The following is a 22,548-nucleotide window of genomic DNA, read 5'->3' as shown; positions in this document are numbered from 1 at the left end:
TTGGCTGAACAGCTGGAATAGGCCAATGTAAAGAGGGGTATATTTAATTTACGCAATAGGTATATGCGAGGAATGTCATGAAAATGGCGATACTCCTTGCTTCTTTAGAGGCGCATTGGGTTGCAGTCCCTGTTCGTGCTTTTCGTGTCTTTGGTGGACAATGCTTCCCTTTGAATGACTGAGGAGGATATTCGATGACGCTTACCAATCCTGTTGCGGTATCAACCCGCGATGCTGGTTTGATCAATGCAGCCAGCAGCCTGCTGCTGGTAATCGATTTTCAGCAGCGGCTGATGCCGGCGATCGCGGATGGCGAGGCTGTGCTGCGCAATGCGCTGATACTGGCGCAGTCGGCACAACTGCTGGCGATTCCGGCGCTGGCGACCGAGCAGTATCCGCTCGGACTGGGCCACACTGCGCCCGGGCTTGCCGCCCTATGCGGCGAGAGCGTGGAAAAAACCACGTTCGGCGCCTGCGGCACGCCGGCATTTTTGGAGACGCTGCAGCGCTTGAGCCCATGCAGCGCACCAACCTTGGTGATCAGCGGCTGCGAAGCGCATGTCTGCGTGCTGCAAAGCGCCTTGCAGTTGCATGCGCAAGGTTACGACGTGCGATTGGTGGTCGATGCGGTAGGTTCGCGCAGCGCGATCAGCAAGCACACCGCGCTGGAGCGGATGCGTGCTGCCGGCATTGGGCTTGTCACTACAGAAATGGTGCTGTTCGAGTGGCTGCGCGACGCCAAACACCCGCAATTTCGGGACTTGTCCCTACTCATCAAGTAAATTTTGATGCGCCGGCCCCGGTTTTAACCCGGCGTCGGCAGCATGCTCATTCCAGCATCGCTATTACCGGCGCGTGATCCGACGGTTGCTCCCATTTGCGCGGAATCCGGTCGATGATGCAGGCGCTGCAGCGCTGCACTAGCTCTTCGCTTAACAGGATATGGTCGATGCGCATGCCCTTGTTGAGGCGGAATCCCAGTTGTCGGTAATCCCACCAGCTATACGATTTCGGCTCCTGTTTAAATAGACGAAAAGCGTCTTTCAGCCCGAGATTAAGCAAACGGTCAAATGCGGCGCGTTCTGCATCCGAGCACAGAATTTCCCCTTCCCATGCGACCGGGTCATATACGTCAGCATCTTCCGGCGCGATATTGTAGTCGCCCAGCAGCGCCAGATTCGGATGGACCTGATGCTCCTGCTGCAGCCAGTTGCGCAAGGCCTCCAGCCACTCCAGCTTGTAACGGTATTTATCCGAACCGACCGATTGCCCGTTCGGGATGTAGGCGCAGACGATGCGGTTGCCTTCAATGGTAGCGGCGATGATGCGCTGCTGTTCGTCGGCAAACAGCGGATTGTTCTTGACCACATCGGTGATCGGGTGGCGCGACAGGATAGCGACGCCGTTATAAGTTTTCTGGCCGCTAAACGCGACCTGATAGCCGGCCGCCTCGATCTCTGCCACCGGAAATTTATCGTCAGTGAGCTTGGTTTCTTGCAGACACAACACATCAACCGGGTTAGCAGCAAGCCATTGCAGCACTTGCGGCAGGCGGACTTTAAGTGAGTTTACATTCCAGGTGGCTAGTTTCATGCCGGCGGCTTACTGTGCCCGGTTGATGAGGAAGGCAGTTAGCAGCGATACCGGACGTCCGGTCGCGCCTTTGGCTGCTCCGGATTTCCATGCAGTGCCGGCGATATCCAGATGGGCCCAGGTGTATTGCTTGGTGAAGCGCTCCAGGAAGCAGGCGGCGGTGATGCTGCCGGCTGCCGAGCCGCCGATATTGGCGATGTCGGCAAAATTCGACTTCAGTTGTTCCTGGTAACTGTCTTCAATCGGCATGCGCCAGGCGGTGTCGCCAGTGGCGCGACCGGCGGCCAGCAATTCGTCGGCAAGGGCGTCGTGTGCGGCGTCGTGACGGGTGAAAAGGCCGGAATTATGATGGCCCAGCGCCGTGATGCAGGCTCCGGTCAGGGTCGCGATGTCGACCACGGCAGCTGGTTTGAAGCGCTCGGCGTAGGTTAGCGCATCGCACAGTACCAGTCGGCCTTCGGCATCGGTATTCAAGACTTCGATGGTTAGTCCGGACATCGAGGTAACGATGTCGCCCGGCTTGGTGGCGCGGCCCGATGGCATGTTTTCGCAAGTCGGAATGATGCCGATGACGTTGAGTTTCAAGTTCATTTCGCCGATCGCGCGGAAAGTGCCAAGCACCGATGCCGCACCGCACATGTCGTACTTCATCTCATCCATGCCGGGGCCGGCCTTGAGCGAAATGCCGCCCGAGTCGAAAGTGATGCCTTTGCCCACCAGCACCGTCGGCGCGTCTTTTGGTTTGCCGCCCATGTGCTTGAGGACGATGAATTTCGGCGGTTCTTCGCTGCCGTTGGTGACCGACAGGAAGCTGCCCATCTTGAGCGCCTGCAATTGCTTGTGATCGAGTACTTCGATGCCGAATTTGTAATCCTTGGCGAGTTCTTTAGCAGTGTTCGCCAGATAAGTTGGGGTGCAGACGTTGGCCGGCAGATTGCCAAGATTCTTGGTCAGGTCGATGCCATTGGCCAGAGCCAAGCTCTGCGCTAATGCTTGTTTTGCTTCAGTTGCAGCAGTGGCGTCGATGGCAAAGGCAATTTTCTTGACGCCGCCTTGGGCTGCTTCTGGTTTGCTCTTCTGACTATCGCAACGATAAGCGTTTTCACGCATCGCCAGCGTGACGCAGCGAATCGTCCAGGCGATACCACGGTCTTTAACCGCGTCCAGTGGCAAAGCAATCAGCGCATCGCCAGCGCCCAGGGTGGCGAATGTACGCGCGGTTGCTTGTGCCGCTTGGGTGAAATTCTTGTCGCTGACGGTTTCATCAAGGCCCAGGCCGACTAGCAAAATTCTGGCTGCGCTCACGCCATCGAGGGTGCGCAACAGCAAGGTGGAACCGGCCTTGCCGCTGATGTCGCCGGACTTCATTGCAGCGCTGATGGCGCCTTTTTGGTCAAGAGCCTGTGCCGCTTGCGTCAGTTTCCTGTTTTCATACACGCCAACTGCGATGCAGCTGGTTTTGGCACTGTCGAGAGTGTTCTTTGTGTCGATTGTTTTTATGCTAAAGTCCACGGCTAATTCCTCAGTCCTTTGATCAACTTTTAATTATAGTCTTCGAATGATCTTTCAGCGTGCGCTTCAACGCGAATTGGTGAGTACTGCAGGCGCCGTTTTCACGACACTTTTTACCATCACTATCACAGTGATGTTGATTCGCGTCCTGGGCCAGGCTGCCGGCGGCAGGGTTGCATCTACCGATGTGGTGCAGTTGATCGGGTTTTCGGCACTGAATTACCTGCCGATCATTCTGATCCTGACCGGATTTATTTCGGTGCAACTGGTCGTCAGTCGCTGGTATCAGGATTCCGAAATGGTGGTCTGGTTCGCATCCGGTCTAAGCTTGACGCGCTGGATCAGGCCGATACTTGGTTTCGGCGTTCCCATCATCCTGCTGACGGCGCTCCTGAGCTTCATGGTCACGCCATGGGCCAACCGCCAGAGCGCAGAGTTCCGGGAGCGCTTTGAGAAACGCGAGGATATCTCGCGGGTTTCTCCAGGCAAATTTCAGGAATCCGCATCGGCCAACCGTATCTTTTTTGTGGAAGGCTTGTCCGGCGACCTCAGCCACGTACAGAATGTCTTCGTCAACACCATCAAGGACGGACGCAACAGCGTCGTGGTCGCCAAGGAAGGTACGATTGAGATTGATGAGCGCGGCGACAAATTTCTGGTAATGCGCAAAGGTCGGCGTTATGAAGGTGTACCGAGTGCGCCGGATTTCCGGCTGATGGAGTTTGAGCGTTACAGCGTACTGGTGACCGCGAACACGCAAGCCGTGGTGGGCGACAAGACTGCACGCTCGTTGTCGATAAACGCGCTGCTGGCGGACCGTAGCGTCTATAACATGGGAGAAGTGCTGTGGCGTATTTCTCTGCCGATGATGGGCGTTTTATTGATGTTGCTGGCGGTTCCTCTGAGTTTCGTCAATCCCCGCGCCGGCCGCTCGGCCAATCTGATCATCGCCCTGTTGCTGTTTGTTACTTATAGCAATATGGTGAGCTTCTTTCAGGCCTTGGTAGTGCAGAACAAATTGCCGTTCGGCATGGCGTGGTGGCCGATCCACTTGATTGTGATGCTTCTTATTGCCGCGATGTTTTCCTGGCGCCTGAACGTCAATAGCCGTTTCCATCCTCTGGTGATCTGGTCCAGATGCAAGCATGCCAATAGCGCTGAAAGGGCCGTGCAATGAAAGTCCTGCAGCGTTATTTTACTGTCGAAATACTGCGTTCGGTACTGTTCGTCCTGATCGCTTTCCTGGCGCTATTTGCGTTTTTTGATCTGATCGCCGAGCTGCAGGCGATAGGGCGGGGCGGTTACCGGTTGCAGCACGCATTCCTGTATGTATTGCTGAGTTTGCCGGGCTACGCTTACGAACTGATGCCGATTGCGGCCCTGATCGGGACTATTTATGTGCTGGCGCAATTCGCCTCGCGATCCGAATTCACCATCATGCGGGCAGCCAGCATGTCGACCGTCATGGCGGGCTGGATGCTGGCCAAGATTGGTCTGATTCTGGTGCTGCTGACTTTCCTGATGGGTGAATTTGTGGTGCCGGCCAGCACCCGGTTGGCCGAGGCGCTGAAGTTGCGGGTTCAAGGTTCGTCGCTGTCGCAAGGATTTCGCACCGGCTTATGGACCAAGGATGTGATCCGGTCGGACGGCATCAGCGGCGCCCCGATCGGTTCGCGCTTTCTCAATGTCAGCGAACTGCGTACTGACGGTCAGTTGCGCGGCGTAAAGATCTATGAACTCGATCTCGAGTTTCACATGACTGCGCTGATTTTGGCCGAAACTGCCGAATATGTCGGAGCGCACATCTGGCGCTTGAAAAATGTTGCGTCAACCCGCTTTCCGGCTGTGGGATTTGAAGATAATGCGGCGAGCCGAGTCGCGATCGAAAAACTGCCGAGTCAGGATATGGTGTCCGAAATCACGCCGGAAATCCTGTCGGTACTGTTCGCCGACCCGGACCGCATGTCGGCGATCGATCTTGCCGCTTATACCAAACACCTGGAAGATAATAAACAAGGTACCGAGCGTTATGAAATCGCCTTCTGGAAGAAAGCCATTTATCCATTTGCGATCCTGGTGATGATGGCGATGGCCTTGCCGTTCGCCTATCTGCATTTTCGTTCAGGCGGCGTTAGTCTGAAGATTTTTGCCGGGATCATGATAGGCGTGAGTTTTCAGCTGATCAACAGCCTGTTTTCGCATCTGGGATTGTTAAACACATGGCCCGCGTTCGCAACTGCGGCATTGCCGAGCGCGCTGTTTCTGCTGGCGGCGCTGAGTGCATTATGGTGGGTTGAAAGACATTGATGAAGCCACGACGCGCATTGGTCTTGTTCGCACATGGCGCCCGCGATCCGCGCTGGGCGGTGCCGTTCCAGAAGCTGCAACAGATCACGCAGCAAGCACAGCCGGACATTATGGTCTGCAACGCCTATCTTGAATTTATTCAGCCTGATTTGCCTACTGCGGTGGCACAACTGGTGCAGGCGCAATGCGGCGACATCACTATCGTTCCGGTATTTTTGGGGCAGGGCGGTCATGTGTTGCGCGATTTGCCACTGCTCTTGGCCGGGCTGCGCGAACGGTATCCGGGCTTACAGTTGAAGCAGGTGGACGCGGTCGGCGAAGATGCGTCGGTGTTGCAGGCAATGGCGCAGTATTGTCTGGGCGCTATGACACAGGTTTAAGACTTGCGAGAAACTCTCTCCCGCAGGTGTAGAGGATTCTAAAGTTGATGGGAGTATGCGATAAAACAATGCCATTTCCGCACTGTTTCATTGCGCTCATGAAAAATACATTGGCATGTATTGCATTACATGCAATTCAACGCCGCGCCATCGCTTGTCCTATCATCACCAGCACCGGGCCGACCATGCTAGGCAGCCCATGCGCCAAATCCGCCAGACATAAACGCATGATTTTCTGATTCTCGCGGCTGCAGTTTTCGACCACGATGACAGGTGTGCTGCCGCTGCGTCCTAATGACAGCAGTTTTTGCGCGGTGGCGGCGGCTTCGCGCCCACCCATGTATTGCACCAACGTATCGCAATCGGGCAGGGTGGTTTGTTCGGGATGGTTCGGTGCCGCGCTGGAGGTGAAAAAAGCCACACTGCGGGCAATGCCGCGTTTGGTGAGCGGCTGTTGGGAAGCCGCTGCGGCGGCAAATGCGGTGGTGATGCCGGGCACGATCTCAACGGAAATTCCTGCAGCTTCAAGTGCCTGCAACTCTTCGTCGGCGCGTCCGAACAGCATCGGGTCGCCGCCTTTCAGGCGCACCACCAGGCTATAACGCCTGGCGCAATCCACTAACTGTTCATTGATGAATGGTTGCGCCGTGGAGCGCAGGCCGGAACGCTTGCCCACCGAAATTTTGATCGCCTGCGGGCACAGCGCCAGCATTTCTTCTGTGACCAGCGCGTCGTGCAGAACCACCTCGGCTTGCGCCAGAATGCGGGCGCCGCGCACGGTAATTAGGTCTGCAGCACCTGGTCCGGCCCCGATCAGAACGACTTTTCCCTGCGGTGTCGTCATGGTTTTTTTGCTTTCGTTTGTGAAAATTATCTTCGACTGAAATAGCCGTCGGGCCGAAGCCCGACGTTATTTTTAGAAGTGAAGTAGCGCGGGTTGTACCCGTCCTACCTGTCTTAATCGAGCCTGATCATTCCTGCCGCAACGGTCTGATGCGTGACTTCGTCAATCAGGATAAAGGCGCCGGTGGTACGGATCGCATCGTAGGCATCGGCGGAAAGCGCTTGCTGCACATTGATGCTGACGCGGGCGATATCGTTAAGTTTGACGCTATCGGAGACGCGTTTTTCCTGGGTGTTGATATCCAGTAGCGTCTCTATTTTCGTGATCTTGGCAGCAACCTGTTTAGTGGTGTGCTTGAGCCAGTACTTGCGACGCAAATCGAGCGGTTCTTCCGACAGCCAGCAAATATCGGCTTGCACGGTCTTGAGCAGGGTCGCGGGACGCTCTGCGGATGCCAGCATGTCGCCGCGCGAGATGTCTAGATATTCCTCGAGCAGGATGGTGACGGATTGGCCCACTACGGCGGATTCCAGCGAACCTTCCAGCGTCAGGATATCTTTTACCGTTGCGCTCTGGCCGCTGGGCTGCACCACCAGTTTGCCGCCCTTGCGCACCATGCCGGCTTCGATGCGTCCCATGTAGCCACGGAAGTCATTGGCTTCATGGCCGTTATGGCGTGCCACCAGTTGCACCGGAAAGCGCAACGGTTCATCGTGCGATTCGTCGTAGACGCTCAGGGATTCCAGCAGTTCGATCAGCGTCGGGCCTTGGTACCACGGCATATTGTCGCCGGCAGTCACCACGTTGTCGCCGGTCAAAGCGGACAGCGGGATCGGATGGATGTCTTTCAGTCCGAGTTGCTGCGCGAATTCCTGATAGGCGGCCACGATGCGGTCATAGACAGTTTGATCATAATCGACCAAGTCCATCTTGTTGACGGCGACGATCACGTGCTCGATTTGCAGCAAGTGGGCGATGGTCGAATGGCGCTTGGTCTGGATCAGCAGTTCAACGCTGCCGTCATCACCCAGCTTCACTTTGGAAACATCCACCAAAATAATCACCGCGTCGGCGGTCGATGCGCCGGTGACCATGTTGCGCGTGTATTGCTCATGGCCCGGGGTGTCGGCGATGATGAATTTGCGCTTGGGGGTGGCGAAATAGCGGTAAGCAACGTCAATCGTGATGCCTTGTTCGCGCTCGGCTTCCAGGCCGTCTGTCAGCAATGACAAATCAATCGTGTCGCCCACGGTGCGCTTGTGTTTGGCGCGCGACATGGCGTCGAGTTGGTCGGCGAAGATGCCTTTGCTGTCAAACAGCAGGCGGCCAATCAGCGTGCTCTTGCCATCATCGACGGAACCGGCGGTGATGAAACGCAGCAGGCCGCGTTCTTTTTTCGATTCGCTCAGTACGGATTCAGAAACGATTGCGTTCATCAGAAATAACCTGCTTTCTTGCGTTTTTCCATGGAGGCTTCGGATGTTTGGTCATCCATGCGGGTTGCGCCGCGCTCGGTAATTTGGGTAATGGCGGTCTCGGCAATAATCGCCGCGACAGTCGCGGCGTCGGAGGCGACCGGGCAGGTGCAGGAGATATCGCCGACGGTGCGAAAACGCACGAGTTGCGTCTCGACAGTTTCGCCTTCTTTGGACGGGGTCAGATCGGTCAGCGGCACTAATAGTCCGTTGCGCGGGATCACCTGGCGTTCATGGGCGAAGTAGATCGATGGCAGTTCCAGTTTTTCGCGCTCGATGTATTGCCAGATGTCGAGTTCGGTCCAGTTGGAAATCGGGAACACACGCATGTTTTCGCCCGGATGGACGCGGGTGTTGTACAGGTCCCAGAGTTCGGGACGTTGCGCTTTCGGGTCCCATTGGCCGAATTCGTCGCGGAAGGAAAAGATGCGCTCCTTAGCGCGGGCTTTTTCCTCATCGCGGCGGGCGCCGCCGATGCAGGCATCGAACTTGAATTCGGCGATGGTTTCCAGCAGAGTCACGGCTTGTGCGGCATTGCGCGAATCGGTTGCTGGATTACGCAAGCGCACGGTGCCGCGCTCCATCGAACCCTCGACCGAGCGCACGATCAGGCGTTCGCCCATCTCGGCGACACGGCGGTCGCGAAATTCGATCACTTCGGCAAAGTTGTGGCCGGTGTCGATGTGCACCAGCGGGAATGGAAATTTGCCGGGACGGAAAGCTTTTTCGGCGATGCGCGTCAGTACGACAGAATCCTTGCCGCCCGAGAACAGCAATGCCGGATTTGCGCATTCGGCCGCCACTTCGCGCATGATGTGGATCGCTTCGGATTCCAGCCAGTCCAGATGGCGATTGCTGGCGGCATCTATAAAGTGTTTTTCAACTGCAGTATTCATGATTTTTTTATGCCAATTTTTATGCAGATTATTGTGCAGATACAGGTTTAATACGAATGAGTTTGCCATCGACGACGTGCAGGCCACATTCTTTGGTGTCGGGGTTTTCCCACCACCAGCGTCCGGCGCGTACATCTTCACCGGGTTGAATGGCGCGGGTGCAAGGTTCGCAGCCGATCGACGGATAGCCTTTGTCGTGCAGCGCATTGTAAGGCACGTTGTTGCTGCGAATGTAGTGCCAGACGTCTTGCTCCGACCAGTCGGCTAGCGGATTGAATTTAGCCATGCCGTGCGCGTCGTCTTGTTCTTGCACGTCTAGTGCCGCACGGGTGCTCGATTGGCTGCGTCGTTGACCGGTGACCCAGGCCTTGTTGCCTGCCAGCGCGCGACTTAATGGCTCGATCTTGCGGATGTGGCAGCATTCCTTGCGCAAGTCGACGCTTTCATAGAACGCATTCAAGCCCTTCTGTTGCACATAGGCGTCCACTGCCGCAGGTTCGGGCCGATACAGCGCCACATCGTAGCCGTAGGTTTCCTTGATGCGATCAATCACGTTCAGGGTTTCGGCATGCAGACGGCCGGTCTCTAGCGTGAAAATGCCAATCGGTAGCGCGGCACGCAGGATCAGATCGGTCAGCACCATGTCTTCGGCTGCCAGACTGGAGGCGAACACGGCTGGCGTGAAGTCGCTGGCGATGCGGCTTAGTGTCGCTTTGGTAGCCAAAACCAGTGCGTCATAATTGTCATTGTCTACGTTGTGGCTCACGCTTCGACTCCGGTGCGTTGGGCGCGACGAAACAGTGGTGATTTTTCATCCCAGGAGGTTTGATATTTTTCGGAAAAATCGAACAATCCTTTGAGCGCATCTTCAATGCTGCGGTCGGCGCGGGGTGCGAACGCGTCAAAGCCAACGCGCTGCATGTAAAACAGTTGGTCACGCAAGACGTCGCCAATGGCGCGCAATTCGCCGCTATAGCCGAAGCGGGCGCGCAGATTGTAGGCAATCGAGTAACCGCGGCCGTCGGTGAATTTCGGGAAATCCACCGCGATCACGCTGAACCGATCGACTTCGCCCTGCAATGCTTCGGGCCGCTCGCCGCTGGTCAACCAGACTCCCAGCTCGGGGCGATTTTTCAGAACGTCTTTTTGTGCTTGCCAGACTTGCAGCGGCACGATGACGCGGCCTTCCGCCACGCTGACGGTCTCGGCGCTTTGATCTTCAGCCAGACGCAAAACGACCCAGTCGTCGCTGACAATAGCCTTGTTTTTGATGATGAGTGTGGTCGGGTTAGGCATATGCATTTTCTCCTGCTGCTTGTTCGATTTTAATCGGCGTGGCGTACACAAAGTCCTTGAACGGCGTAATGCCCAGACGCTGCACGGTATCGATGAAGCGTTCGTGTTCGATGCGTTCGCGCATGTACACCTGGATGATGCGGTCGATCACTTCCGGCATCTGGTGAGCAGAAAAAGATGGCCCGATAACCTTGCCGATAGCGGCGTTATTGCCCTGGGCTCCGCCGATCGAGACTTGGTACCACTCGCTGCCATCCTTATCGACTCCCAGAATGCCGATATTGCCGACATGATGATGGCCGCAGGCGTTGATGCAACCGGACATGTTGAGTTCGATATCGCCGATGTCGTGCAGATAATCCAGATTGTTGAAACGGCGCGTGATGTCGAGCGCAATCGGGATCGATTTGGCATTCGCCAGCGAGCAGAAATCGCCACCCGGGCAGCAGACGATATCGGTCAGCAGGCCGATATTCGGTGTTGCCAAGCCTCGTGCCTTGGCTTCTTGCCAGAGTGCAAACAGGTCGGTATTGCGCACATCGGCCAGCACCAGGTTTTGCTCGTGCGTGACGCGCAATTCGCCGAAGCTATAACGATCGGCTAGATCTGCGATGAAATCCATCTGATCGGCGCTGACGTCACCCGGCGCCACCGCCGGATTTTTCAGCGACAGCACGACCGCGCTGTAGCCGGCAACCTTGTGCGGCTTGACGTTGCGCTGCATCCAGTTGGAGAACGGCTTGTTTTCTGACTTGTGCTGTTCCAGCGCAGCATCGACGGCTGGCAAAGTTTCGTAGTTGGGCGGTGTGAAAAACGCGGTAACGCGGTTCAGTTCTTCCTCGGTCAGAGTGCTGGGGCCATCTTTGATGAGGCTCCATTCTTCTTCGACCATGCGGCCAAATTCTTCCGCGCCGAGCGCCTTGACCAGGATCTTGATGCGCGCCTTGAACTTGTTGTCGCGCCGGCCGTATTCGTTATAGATGCGCAGAATCGCTTCCATATACGACATCACGTGCTGCCACGGCAGGAATTCGCGAATTACCGAACCCAGGATCGGAGTGCGGCCCATGCCGCCGCCGACCATGACCTGAAAGCCGACTTCTCCGTCGGCGCTGCGAATTACATTGAGGCCGATGTCGTGCACTGCGATTGCCGCACGGTCTTCCAGCGCACCGTTCAGAGCGAATTTGAACTTGCGCGGCAGATAGGCAAATTCGGGATGAAAGGTGCTCCATTGGCGCAGAATTTCCGCAAACGGGCGCGGATCGATGATTTCGTCGGCAGCAACGCCGGCATATTCATCGGAAGTGATATTGCGAATGCAATTGCCGGAAGTCTGGATCGAATTGATCTCGACGCTGGCCAGATGTTCCAGAATCTCGGGCGTATCTTCAATATTGATCCAGTTGTACTGAATGTTTTGGCGGGTTGTGAAGTGGCCGTAGCCGCGATCATATTTGCGGGCAACGAATGCCAGCTTGCGCATTTTGGTCGATGACAGCAGGCCGTATGGAATGGCGATGCGGAACATGTAGGCATGGCGCTGCATGTACAGGCCGTTTTGCAGACGCAAAGGGAGGAACTCTTCTTCCGTGAGTTCGCCGCACAGGCGTCGCCGCACCTGATCGCGATATTGTGCGATGCGTTCTTTCACCAGTTGGTGATCGTAGTGGTCGTATTTATACATCTGCGTTCCTTAAAAAATCTGTTTTGCGAGTGCTAATTCAAAGCACCAGTTTCAGCGCCACGCCGGTCAGTGTGGTTGCCAGCAAGCCACGCAGGAATCTCTCCGGTACTGCACGGGCCGCCCACGAGCCCAGCATGATGCCTGGCACCGAGCCCAGCAACAAAGTGCCGAGCAGAACCCAGTGTATCGAGCCCAGCCACCAGTGGCCGAAAGCTGCAATGGCTGTGAGCGGTACAGCATAGGCGATATCGGTGCCGACGACTTCGGCAGCGCTCATTTTTGGATACAGCATGACCAGCAAAGTTGCACCGATGGCGCCGGCGCCGATCGATGACACCGTCACCAGAGTGCCGAGCACGGCACCGGCGAAGATGGTTGCTCCAGTCAGGTTTGATCCATGCAACTGCTTTTCGGGATGGGCATTTAACCACGTAATCATGCGGCTCTTGAAGAGTAGCGCAACGACGGTCAGCATTACCGAGCCGGCGATCGAGTAACGAATGATCTGGCCCATGCTGTCGGTCAAGCCGCCAAAATATTTCAGTATCAGCGTGGTAATAACTGCGGCCGGCAATGCACCGATGCACAGGCGTTTGACAACAGCCCAGTTTACCGTGCCGCGCAAGCGATGGGTGAAAGTGCCGGCAGATTTGGTGATGGCAGCGAAAGCCAGATCGGTGCCGACCGCAACGGTCGGGTTGATGCCGAACAGTAAGGTGAGCAAAGGCGTCATTAATGAGCCGCCTCCGACACCTGTCAGACCGACCAATAAACCCACCGCAAAACCAGAAGCCACATAAGAAAAAGTCATATTACCCCGCGTATAATGGGGGCAATAGTAATAAACCACGGCCACATTCCAAACTACAAAGTATTTATTTGCTTATATGGTTATTCGGTATGTGATGCCGATTGTGCATAAGAACTGACTAATGCTGCGTTATTTTGCGTTATGTTTGTCGAGTTTTGCCGGATTGCGAGCACCATCATCGCCCCTAAAAAATTCTTTTTAGCAATAAAATCAGGTAAATGACCTGGAAAATTCCATGAATCTCCATCAATTGCGCTTCGTGCGTGAAGCCGTCCGACAAAATTTCAATCTGACTGACGCTGCCAAGGCACTGTTTACTTCGCAGCCTGGCGTGTCGAAAGCGATCATCGAACTGGAAGAAGAGCTGGGAGTGGATATTTTTACGCGCCACGGCAAGCGGGTGCGCGGCCTGACCGAGCCGGGGCACGAAGTGTTGAAGTCGGTTGAACTGATCCTGCAGGAAATCGATAGCTTGAAACGCATCGGCAAAGAGTTCGCGGCGCAAGACAGTGGCAGCTTCACCATCGCCACCACCCATTCGCAGGCGCGCTATATGCTGCCCAAAATAGTGCAAGCTTTTACCCAGAAATATCCGAAAGTGCGTTTATGTTTGCTGCAAGGTAATCCACAGCAGGTAGTCGAAATGGTGCTGAAAGATCAAGCCGACATCGTGATCGCCACCGAGGCGATTTCCAGTATCGAAGGCTTGCTCTCGTTTCCGTGTCACCAGTGGGAACATATCGTGGCGGTTCCCATCGATCATCCGCTGCTGAAATCGAAACCGATTACGCTCGAAGAGATCGCCACCTATCCGTTGATTACTTACGACAGCGCTTTTTCCGGCCGCAACAAGATCGATCATGCGTTTGCCCTGCGCAGCTTAAAACCCGATGTGCTGCTGGAAGCGATCGATGCCGACGTCATCAAGACTTATGTCGAGCTCGGCATGGGCGTAGGTATCATCGCCGGCATGGCTTATGATGCCGAGCGCGACAAAAACCTGCAGGCGATTCCGGTCGGCCACCTGTTCGGCATGAATGTCTCGCGCGTGGCAGTCAAAAAAGGCGCGTATCTGCGCAGCTATGTGTATACCTTCATTGAATTGCTCACGCCGACACTCAATCGCAAACTGATCGAGCGCGCGATGAGCGGCGAAAAAGAAAGTTACGAATTATGAAATTATTACCAGGAAATAACGTTTGATGACTACCTTGCATACCGAATTAAGTGCGTATTACACCAGCCTCGCCACCGCCAACCATAGCGGCGAGGGCGTTTATACGCAGCCGGACCGGCAGGATGAGTTCACCCTCCTGCGCGAACGCGTGGCAGAACTGGTGCAAGGGCACAAAGTGCTGGAGCTGGCGTGCGGCAGCGGTTACTGGACTGCGGCAATGGCAGGCGCGGCAGATTTTGTGCTGGCAACCGACAACAACCCGCTGATGCTGAAAGCAGCACAGGCGCGGGATTTGCCGGGACAGAAGGTGCAAATTGCCCAGATCGATGCTTTTGAGGTTGATTTTGCGAACGACTACACGGCTTGCTTCGCCGGATTTTTTTGGGCCCACGTCAAGCGCGAGCTGCAAACCGATCTGCTGGCGCGCTTGCGCAAAATCACGGGCAAAGATGGATTGTTGATATTAATCGACGACAACTATCTGGAAGCAGATACAGCGCCAGTGGCGCGTACCGATGCCGAGGGCAACACCTATCAGATTGAAACCCTGGCTGACGGCGAGCGCTACGAATATGTCAAAAACTTCCCTACCGACAGTGCGCTGCGCAAGAAGTTTGCCGGCGTCGCCAAAGATATCCGCATCCTGCGCTTGCAGCACACCTGGTTGATGAGTTGCCGGCTTAAATAGGGCATGGAAATGGTAGGGGCACGGCATGCCGTGCCCCTACCTGCATGCCGTGCCCCTACGTGATGATCTGGTAGCAGGGGATGTATTTCTTCCCTGGTAATTTCATCCGGTGTTGCTCTACGAAGGATGTCAGCAGCGCATCCATCGATGCCATGATGGCGGGGTCGCCGTGAATTTCGAAACGGCCGTGCTGTTCTATGGTGCGGATTCCCTCATCCTTGACATTGCCGGCCACTATGCCGGAAAAGGCCCGCCGCAGGTTGGCCGCCAGCAGGTGGCTGGGCTGGTTCTTGTGCAGTTCCAGACTGCGCATGGCGTCGTGGGTGGGGATAAACGGCCGCTGGAATTCAGCATCAATTTTCAACATCCAGTTGAAATAGTAGGCATCGCCTTTTTCCTTGCGGAATTCACGCACCAGCTTGATGCCAGCCAGCATTTCCTGCGCCACACCGACCGGATCGTTAATCATGATTTTGTAGCGCTGTTGTGCCGCGCTGCCCAGCGTGTCGCCGATAAACTGGTCGATCTGGCGGAAATAATCTGCCGATTTTTCCGGGCCGGTAAAGATCAGCGGAAACGGAATCGCCGCATTGTCGGGATGCAGCAGGATGCCCAGGATGTACAGGATTTCTTCTGCTGTGCCGGCGCCGCCGGGAAACACCACGATCCCATGTCCGGCGCGCACGAAGGCTTCCAGCCGTTTTTCGATGTCCGGCATGATGACCAGTTCATTGACAATCGCATTAGGCGCTTCGGCGGCGATGATGCCAGGTTCGGAAATTCCGATATAGCGTCCGCCATGGATGCGCTGCTTGGAGTGGCCGATGGTGGCGCCCTTCATCGGACCTTTCATCGCGCCGGGGCCGCAGCCGGTGCAGATGTCGAGATGGCGTAAGCCCAGTTGATAGCCGACTTTTTTGGAATAATCGTATTCTTCGTGGCTAATCGAATGGCCGCCCCAGCACACTACCAGTTGCGGATTGTTTAACGGGCGCAGAATGCTGGCGTTGCGCAATACGTGGAAAACCGCATCGCTGATGCCGTCTGCAGTACTCAGGTCGAATTTCGGGTTGTCATGAATTTCGTCGTTGACATAAATTACGTCGCGCAGCACGGCAAACAGGTGATCGTGGATGCCCTTGATCATTTTGCCGTCGACAAAGGCTACCGCGGGTGCGTTTATGACGTTCAGTTTGATGCCGCGTTCGCGCTGGATGATGCTGATCTCGAAGGATTTGTAACGCTCCAGCAATTCCTTGCCATCATCAACGTCGCTGCCGCAGTTGAGTACCGCCAGCGAACAATTGCGAAACAGCGCGTATAAACCGCCATGACTGGTATCGAGCAATTTACTGACTTCCGCCTTGGAAAGCACTTCCAGACGACCTTCCGGCGAGATTTGGATATTGATGACTTCGTATTTCATAAACGTGTGAATTCCCAAGGTGAAATATTCGTTACTGAGAAGTATTGAAACAAATGATTACTTTACTGATAAACCGACGATACGTCTTGCTTTGCAGTCTTTTTCTTGCATTGCAGGGGCGCTTTGGCGCACCATTGCGCCCCACGCATGAACCAATCACCACCACCAGGATGCCAAATGCCCAAGCCATTCAAGACCTATTTCGACGATTTCATGGACTTGTTGGAAGGGGCGGGCGGCAAGCCATTCATTCAGCGTCAGGGCGACCTGCTATCCCTGCATTTTAACGGGGTCGCGATCCAGAGTGAAATGCGGGTTTCTGCGCCGGATGAACTGATGTTCAGTTACACCCGCGCCATGATGGGCTTCCTGCTGTTTCAGCCCGCGCCAAAGCACTTACTGATGGTTGGGCTAGGCGGCGGCTCGATAGTCAAATTTTGTTATCGCTATCTGCCCGATACCCGTATCACCGTGCTGGAACTGGATGCCGACGTGATTGCGCTGCGCGACCAATTCTTGATTCCGCCCGACGATGCGCGCTTGCGGGTCATTCATGCTGACGCCGCCGTCTTCATGGAGAGCGCTGCACAGGATATTGATGTGCTGCTGCTCGACGGTTTCGGCGCGGAGGGCTTGCCGCCGGAGTTATGCTCGGCGCATTTTTATGCGGCCTGCCGGCGCGCCCTCAATCCGCGCGGTGTTTTGGTCGCCAACATCATCGATCGCGATCCCCAGCTGCCATTCTGCATGCAATACCTGCATGCGGAGTTCGATCTGCGGGTGTGCTGGTGCCGCGCCGAAGGCGGCGGCAACCGGATTGTCTTTGCCATCAACGGTGACGGTGACGAGGATGGCGTTAATGAATGCCAGCATGATTTTCGCCCGCAGCTGCGGCAAAGGGCCGAAGCCAGCAGCTTGCGGTGTCGGTTGAATTTGCCGCAACTGGTCGAGCGTCTGCGGTGCCGCCACTCCTGAATTGCCTCAGGATGGCTTCGATGTTGTTATATGGAAGCACTGTTGGAAAAAACACTTATACACAAATAATGCAAGGATAAAAATATTTAAATATTTTTTCCACTCTTCGATTCTATTTTTCAAGTGATTGATTTTAAACGTATTATTTATTGCAAACGGATTAAGCATTTTATTGAAACCCACGTCTTTGCTTGCGCCGCAGCCTGTCAAGTGGGTCTTATCCACAAAGTTATCCACAGATGTTGTGGATAGTTTAAAAAAACCTTATGAAACCGCTAGTTAGCGCGTTTGATCATGGATTACATGGAGTTTAAGTTGCCCATGTTGAATGTTTGACATGCGCGCACCTCCTTGACATCTTCGGTATCAAGGAAATTGTCAGCGCATGGCGCAGCGTAGTTCTGCGAATCACCGTATCCGCTGTTTTGCAACGGCTGCGAAATGGGATAGGTGAGAGCAATGCCTTACCCGGACCGAGAGATCCAGAAAGCATCATGCGGCGGGTTCAGGCGTGTGTGGATTTGATCTGCATCCTTGACAGTAGGCCTTATCACTGACTATCATTTTTCAAGAAAAAATAAAGCAACTCATAGAAAACTAATAAAAATAAAGCAACTAATGAAACTGTCCCGCCCATCCCGCTTTATCGCCGTCTGCATCGCGTTGCTCAGTATGCTGTTCATGCAGCTTGCTGTAGCGGGATACGCGTGTCCAGAGTTCAACATCGGGCTCGCCAGTAAACCGGTCGCGATATCCGCTGATGCCGACAGCACGCATGGGTGCGACGGTGTGGATGTGGCGCAGGCCAGTCTGTGCCATGCGCACGCGCAAGTGGGCAAGCAGTCTCTCGACAAGCCCGAATCGCCGCATGTCCAATCTTTTGTCCCGGTGGCACTAATGCTGGTATTCGATGACATCAAGCCTGCATACAGTCCGATTGCCGCACACCAAGATTCCTTTCTGCTGACGCGGGTCACCGCGCCACCGCTCTCTATCCGCAACTGCTGTTTCCGTATTTAACTTTCCAGATCGTTTAGTCCGTTATCGTCGCGCGTGATGCGCGGACGATGCTGGGTCACTGCGCGCTGCTTTGGGCGCACTGCGATTCTTCGGTTTTTCCAAAGAATCAGCCTGGGCACGTTCGAGTTTTCCGCTGGCCAATGTATTACTGTCTTTGGAACAACACAATGAAACACACAACACACTTCACAACCCGGCGCGCCTTTATTGCTGCCGCCGGCTTTGGCGGCGTCAGCCTGTATGGGCTGTGGGCCGCCTATGGCGCAGCCCCTGGACCGCTGGCGTTGCTCGGACTGGACGGCGCACATAACGAAACCCATGCCGAAGGCGCTGCCCAGCCTCACGTCAAGCCAGCCGCAGAGGGGGGGCATGGCGGTCATGGCGCTGCTGCCGATGGTCCCAGTCCCGAAGAGTTCAGCCGCATGACCGTTGAATTCAGCGAACGCTACCGCCTGCCCGACGGTAGCGTTTACCCGCGTCGGCTCACAGTTGCGCCAATCCACAAGGCCGATCCGCACGCCGGGCATGGCGCCATGCAAGACATGACGGCGGATCAGCATGCCGGACATGGCATTGCCCCAGAAGCCGCAGTCGACAGTGCGCCAATCGAAGTGCTGATGACCGCCGGTAAGTGGTACTACCTGCCCAACGCTCTGCGCCTGGACGTGGGGCAACCGTACCGCTTCAGGATGATGGCGCTGGACGTTTCCCATGGCGCGTCGATCCAGTTCGGCAAGGGCGGACGCATGATGCGTCTGCTGCCGGGGCGGATCACCGAGACCGAGCTCACCTTTCAACGCCCGGGGCGCTATCTGATGTACTGCACCGTTTATTGCGGTGCCGCTCACGACATGATGCAGGCAACGATTGAGGTGGCATGAAAATGACGCACACCCCCACACCCACTTACATCGAACGTTTTATCACCCTGCCGGCGCATGACCGTCGCCTGCTCAAGAGCATGGCCGCGGTCGCGCTGGTGGCACTGGCGATAGGCGTATTGGCAGGTTTGACTACCGCGCTGGTGCGCGGCGGCTTGCTGGACCTCCCCCTGAACACCGGCTACCGCGCTCTGACCGTGCATGGCCAGAGCATCTTCTTCTACTGGCTGTTCACCGCGCAGGCGGCGCTGTTGTTGGGCTTTGCCGCCACCGAACACAGTGGCGGGCTGGCTTTGCCGCGCCTGGCCTGGAGCGGCTTCGCGCTGATACTGGCGGGCTTGGGCTTGAGTATGGCGGGCTCGTTCATGGGCACGCCGCTGCTCTACAACGGCGCGCCCGAACTGGCGGCCGACAACCCAAGCGCCTTGCTTGTCTTCAACCTGGGTTACTTGTGTCTGGCTTTGGGATTGATGGCGCTGCCGGCTTCGGCCATTGCGACTTTGCTCAGGCCGCGCTGGCAGGGTCAACAGGACCGTCTGAGCGCCCTGGGATTTGCCCTGTTCACCTGGGCCGGGTTTTTGATGGTGACGGGATTCGCCGCGTTATATACCTTTGCGCCTGGCGTCTTGTGGGCGCTGGGTGTCGGACCCTTTCCGGCCAACCACGGCACCCGCTGGCACATCGTATTTCACAACATGCATTACCTGCCTCTGATGGCGACGGTGATTCTCTGGTACGTGCTGATGCAAACACTCACCGGGGTCAAATCCGTGTTCGGCGAGCGCTTCTCGAAGATCGTTTTCTCGATGTACCTGATATTCGTGCCGCCCACCTCGCTGTACCACATGTTTCTGGAGCCGAATCTGCCCAAGGTGGTTCAAGTCGGCGGGTCGATATTGTCCCTGTTCGTCAGTGTGCCCACGATCACTGCTTTTCTGATCATCGTGGCGTCATTGGAAGTGCACGCCCGCGCCCAAGGTGGCCGCGGCCTGTTTGGCTGGATCCGTCTGCTGCCGTGGCGTAATCCAGCCATGGCAGCCATGGGCGTGGCCGTGTTGAGCATGGGATTGGGGCTGGTGTTTGCCTTCGTGCTGATCCAGGCCCAACTCGCGCCGCTGCTGTCGGACACCTTCTTCGTGCCGGGTTATTTCCACTTTTTCACAGTGGGTACGGTGAGCATGACCTTGCTGGCGGCCCTGGCAGTTGTGCTGCCAGCCATTGGCGGGCGTCCTCTGTGGCGTCCCGATCTGTTGCGCTGGATGCCCTGGCTGGCGTTTGCAGGCTTGCTGGTGTTCGGTGCGGCCGGCATAACGGCCGGCTATATGGGCGTGCCGCGTCGGGTGATGGATGTGACTTATCAGCATCAGGCACCGGCCCTGTGGCAAGGCCTGATGATGATGGTGGCCATCGGCGGGAGCGTCATGGCCGTGGCGCTGACCGCTTTCGCAGCGGGTATCGCTGCATCCTTGTGGCCCGGGCACCAGACAGCCGCGTCATCGACGGCTGGCCTGACGGTGTCGTGGGGCGGCAGTCCCGTGCAAGCAGGGCTGAAAGCCTGGGTCGGCCCCATTTCGGTGCTGGTGATTGTGATCGCGATGTACGCGTTCTCGGCGATTGGCTTTGAACTGATGCAGGCACTCCCGGTAACCGCCGTTGGCGGCGGCACCGGCCATTGATTCTCAAGGAGCAAATATATGAATGAAGATTTCTGGCTGATCGTCCCGATTGCCATCGTCTGGGCGCTGCTCGGACTGGCCTATGCGCTGGTACCTTGGGCCGACATGATTGGCTACGCCTGGGTATGGGGTTTTGGCTCTTTATTGTTTTTGGCACTGTCTGGCTTGCTGCTTTGGCGCAGACCGTAGGATGGGTTGCACCCATCCTACGGTCTGCGCTTCACATTGATGCGCAGCATGGCAGGGTGCGTTAGGTGTGATCCTTAGGTGTGATATTTTGCAGTTTTATGGGAGCCTGTCATGAACCCATTTTTCGGGATGTGGATGTGGATATGGAAACCGAACTGAAACTATTGCTCGAGCCGGCTGACGTAGCGGTTTTTCGCCGCCATCCTTTGTTGCGCCGGCATGCGCTTGCCAAGCCGTCCACGCAACAACTTACCAGCATCTATTTCGATACGCCCGACGGTTATTTCAGGCGGCACGATGCCGGGTTGCGGGTGCGTCGGGTGCAGGGTAAGTGGATACAGACTCTCAAGGCGGACGGTCAGGTGGCGGCCGGCCTGCATCAGCGCGAAGAATGGGAATCTGCTGTGACTGGCGCATTTCCCGATCTCACGGCTTTGGCCGATCTGGCAGGGCGGCACAGTAAATGGGGCCGGAGATTGCGCAATACTGACCTGAGCGCGCAATTGGTGCCGATCTTTACCACCAAATTCCGCCGCACGATTTGGCAATTGCGTTTAGCGCACGGGGAAGAGGTCGAACTGGCACTCGATCAGGGCGAGGTGATACATGAAGCAACATTTCTGCCGATTAGCGAGATTGAGCTGGAACTCAAATCCGGCGCGCCGGCCGGACTGTTCGAATTTGCGTTGGAGTTGCAACAAACGCTGCCGTTGCGCGTCGGCAATATCAGCAAGGCCGAGCGGGGTTATGCACTGCTGACGCCGCAAGCGCCGGCACCAACGGTGGCGCTGGCGGCGCGCCTGATACTGACTCCGGACTTGACCGTAGAGCAGGGCTTGCAAGCGATAGTCGGTAATTGCCTGGCGCAAATTCAGGGCAATGAGGATGGGGTCATGCATGGCAGCGATCCGGAAAGCGTGCACCAGATGCGCGTCGGCCTGCGCCGGTTGCGCTGTGCATTGAGCTTATTCGCCCAGATTGCGCCACTTCCCGCGGTACTGCTCGCCGAATTGAAATGGTTGCTGGGCGTACTGGGCGCGGCGCGCGACTGGGAAGTTTTATTCGGCACCACGCTGGCAGATGCCGGCCCGGTTCCGGCGCAGGAGGCGCTACTGCAGGCTGCGCATACGCTGGCGCAACGGCATCGGCATCAGGCCGGACTGGCCCTGGGCTCGGTGCGTTATGCGGCATTTTTGCTGGCCGTCGGCAGTTGGCTGCACAACGCGCCGTCGGTGCAGGGCGACCGGACGTGGGCCTTGCCGCTGGCTGACTTTGCGACAAACACGCTGCTGCTATGCCACAAAAAACTGAAAAAGCGCATCAGGCGATTGCGGCGGCGGCAAGATGACATGCCCCAGGCACGCCATCGGGTGCGTATTGCGGCCAAGAAATTGCGTTATGCCAGTGGATTTTTCCAGTCGCTGCATCGGCCTGGGCCGATGCGCGCCTATCTCAAGACGCTGTCTGGTTTGCAGGGCCGGTTGGGCCGGCTCAATGACGTCGCGGTAGCCGGCCGCTTGTTGCCCCAACTGGCGCACAGCCATCCTGAGTTGGCCTACAGTGCCGGCATGGTCCAGGGTTATCTCGATGCGCGCACTGAGCGGCAGATTCGTACCTTGGGGCGGTATGGGCGGCGCTGCATGCGGGTCAAAATTCCTGTTTTGCAATGACCGCATAGTTACGATAAAACCGTGGAGTATAGTAATTTTCATGGA

Annotated in this window: 22 protein-coding genes; 12 read left to right on the top strand and 10 right to left on the bottom strand. The window is 56.3% G+C overall.

Translation table 11 applies throughout. The annotated features are described in order from the left end of the window. The first annotated feature begins 194 nt into the window (after positions 1-194). Positions 195-782 (top strand): isochorismatase family protein, encoded by a 588-nt coding sequence (locus tag FKCLFG_RS09035; protein ID WP_472612762.1) that lies wholly within the window; start codon positions 195-197, stop codon positions 780-782. A 46-nt stretch (positions 783-828) separates the two neighbouring features. Here the strand turns inward: FKCLFG_RS09035 and xth are convergent, their stop codons facing one another. Beyond that, positions 829-1,593, bottom strand: a complete 765-nt coding sequence (gene xth / locus FKCLFG_RS09030) for an exodeoxyribonuclease III (RefSeq protein WP_472612761.1) — start codon at positions 1,591-1,593, stop codon at positions 829-831. 9 nt (positions 1,594-1,602) lie between these two features. Beyond that, positions 1,603-3,105, bottom strand: coding sequence for a leucyl aminopeptidase (locus FKCLFG_RS09025; RefSeq protein ID WP_472612760.1), 1,503 nt, complete (start codon positions 3,103-3,105; stop codon positions 1,603-1,605). A gap of 46 nt (positions 3,106-3,151) precedes the next feature. On the opposite strand from FKCLFG_RS09025, the gene lptF reads away from it, so the two are divergent. Genes lptF through FKCLFG_RS09010 form a run of 3 tightly spaced genes read left to right on the top strand, consistent with a single transcriptional unit; the run spans position 3,152 to position 5,792 of the window. Further along, on the top strand, positions 3,152-4,282 hold the full coding sequence (lptF, locus tag FKCLFG_RS09020; RefSeq protein WP_472612759.1) for an LPS export ABC transporter permease LptF: 1,131 nt from the start codon (positions 3,152-3,154) through the stop codon (positions 4,280-4,282). After that, positions 4,279-5,412, top strand: coding sequence for an LPS export ABC transporter permease LptG (gene lptG, locus FKCLFG_RS09015; RefSeq protein ID WP_472612758.1), 1,134 nt, complete (start codon positions 4,279-4,281; stop codon positions 5,410-5,412). The genes lptF and lptG overlap by 4 nt, the downstream gene beginning before the upstream one ends. Then, on the top strand, positions 5,412-5,792 hold the full coding sequence (locus FKCLFG_RS09010; RefSeq protein ID WP_472612757.1) for a sirohydrochlorin chelatase: 381 nt from the start codon (positions 5,412-5,414) through the stop codon (positions 5,790-5,792). The genes lptG and FKCLFG_RS09010 overlap by 1 nt, the downstream gene beginning before the upstream one ends. A 136-nt stretch (positions 5,793-5,928) precedes the next feature. Here FKCLFG_RS09010 and cobA read toward each other — a convergent pair whose 3' ends face one another. The 7 genes from cobA to FKCLFG_RS08975 form a co-directional block, all read right to left on the bottom strand. Further along, positions 5,929-6,636, bottom strand: a complete 708-nt coding sequence (gene cobA, locus FKCLFG_RS09005; protein WP_472612756.1) for a uroporphyrinogen-III C-methyltransferase — start codon at positions 6,634-6,636, stop codon at positions 5,929-5,931. Positions 6,637-6,749: 113 nt separating this feature from the next. Beyond that, positions 6,750-8,072: a sulfate adenylyltransferase subunit 1 gene (locus FKCLFG_RS09000; RefSeq protein ID WP_472612755.1), complete on the bottom strand. Its 1,323-nt coding sequence runs from the start codon at positions 8,070-8,072 to the stop codon at positions 6,750-6,752. Continuing rightward, positions 8,072-9,007 (bottom strand): sulfate adenylyltransferase subunit CysD, encoded by a 936-nt coding sequence (cysD, locus tag FKCLFG_RS08995; protein WP_472612754.1) that lies wholly within the window; start codon positions 9,005-9,007, stop codon positions 8,072-8,074. Before cysD ends, FKCLFG_RS09000 begins: the two co-directional genes overlap by 1 nt. Before the next feature lie 28 nt (positions 9,008-9,035). Further along, a complete protein-coding gene (locus tag FKCLFG_RS08990) occupies positions 9,036-9,773 on the bottom strand; it encodes a phosphoadenylyl-sulfate reductase (RefSeq protein WP_472612753.1) in 738 nt (245 codons plus the stop codon). Beyond that, on the bottom strand, positions 9,770-10,303 hold the full coding sequence (locus FKCLFG_RS08985; protein WP_472612752.1) for a DUF934 domain-containing protein: 534 nt from the start codon (positions 10,301-10,303) through the stop codon (positions 9,770-9,772). The genes FKCLFG_RS08990 and FKCLFG_RS08985 overlap by 4 nt, the downstream gene beginning before the upstream one ends. Then, positions 10,296-11,990 (bottom strand): nitrite/sulfite reductase, encoded by a 1,695-nt coding sequence (locus FKCLFG_RS08980; RefSeq protein WP_472612751.1) that lies wholly within the window; start codon positions 11,988-11,990, stop codon positions 10,296-10,298. The genes FKCLFG_RS08985 and FKCLFG_RS08980 overlap by 8 nt, the downstream gene beginning before the upstream one ends. Before the next feature lie 37 nt (positions 11,991-12,027). Further along, on the bottom strand, positions 12,028-12,801 hold the full coding sequence (locus FKCLFG_RS08975) for a sulfite exporter TauE/SafE family protein (RefSeq protein WP_472612750.1): 774 nt from the start codon (positions 12,799-12,801) through the stop codon (positions 12,028-12,030). Positions 12,802-13,036: 235 nt separating this feature from the next. On the opposite strand from FKCLFG_RS08975, the gene FKCLFG_RS08970 reads away from it, so the two are divergent. Together FKCLFG_RS08970 and FKCLFG_RS08965 are read left to right on the top strand one after the other, a co-directional pair. Then, positions 13,037-13,978, top strand: a complete 942-nt coding sequence (locus FKCLFG_RS08970; protein ID WP_472612749.1) for a CysB family HTH-type transcriptional regulator — start codon at positions 13,037-13,039, stop codon at positions 13,976-13,978. Positions 13,979-14,003: 25 nt separating this feature from the next. Beyond that, entirely contained in the window at positions 14,004-14,666 is a 663-nt protein-coding gene (locus FKCLFG_RS08965; RefSeq protein WP_472612748.1) for a class I SAM-dependent methyltransferase, read from the top strand. A 55-nt stretch (positions 14,667-14,721) separates the two neighbouring features. On the opposite strand, the gene ppnN is transcribed toward FKCLFG_RS08965, so the two are convergent. Then, complete coding sequence (gene ppnN / locus FKCLFG_RS08960; RefSeq protein WP_472612747.1) at positions 14,722-16,092, bottom strand: nucleotide 5'-monophosphate nucleosidase PpnN; 1,371 nt, start codon at positions 16,090-16,092, stop codon at positions 14,722-14,724. A gap of 177 nt (positions 16,093-16,269) precedes the next feature. On the opposite strand from ppnN, the gene FKCLFG_RS08955 reads away from it, so the two are divergent. From FKCLFG_RS08955 to FKCLFG_RS08930, 6 genes are all read left to right on the top strand, one after another. After that, a complete protein-coding gene (locus FKCLFG_RS08955) occupies positions 16,270-17,067 on the top strand; it encodes a fused MFS/spermidine synthase (protein ID WP_472612746.1) in 798 nt (265 codons plus the stop codon). A 618-nt stretch (positions 17,068-17,685) separates the two neighbouring features. Beyond that, positions 17,686-18,087 carry a hypothetical protein gene (locus tag FKCLFG_RS08950; protein WP_472612745.1) on the top strand — a complete coding sequence of 134 codons (402 nt, stop codon included), beginning with the start codon at positions 17,686-17,688 and terminating at the stop codon, positions 18,085-18,087. A gap of 167 nt (positions 18,088-18,254) precedes the next feature. Then, positions 18,255-18,968 carry a cupredoxin domain-containing protein gene (locus FKCLFG_RS08945; RefSeq protein WP_472612744.1) on the top strand — a complete coding sequence of 238 codons (714 nt, stop codon included), beginning with the start codon at positions 18,255-18,257 and terminating at the stop codon, positions 18,966-18,968. Between the two features lie 2 nt (positions 18,969-18,970). Next, positions 18,971-20,644: a cbb3-type cytochrome c oxidase subunit I gene (locus FKCLFG_RS08940; RefSeq protein ID WP_472612743.1), complete on the top strand. Its 1,674-nt coding sequence runs from the start codon at positions 18,971-18,973 to the stop codon at positions 20,642-20,644. Between the two features lie 18 nt (positions 20,645-20,662). After that, a complete protein-coding gene (locus FKCLFG_RS08935; protein ID WP_472612742.1) occupies positions 20,663-20,833 on the top strand; it encodes a hypothetical protein in 171 nt (56 codons plus the stop codon). Between the two features lie 143 nt (positions 20,834-20,976). After that, positions 20,977-22,503, top strand: coding sequence for a CYTH and CHAD domain-containing protein (locus FKCLFG_RS08930; protein WP_472612741.1), 1,527 nt, complete (start codon positions 20,977-20,979; stop codon positions 22,501-22,503). The last annotated feature ends 45 nt before the right edge of the window (positions 22,504-22,548 follow it).

This window comes from Gelidimonas denitrificans, assembly GCF_055694065.1.
Note: the sequence above shows the minus strand (reverse complement) of the source record. Positions and strands in the feature narration are given on the sequence as shown.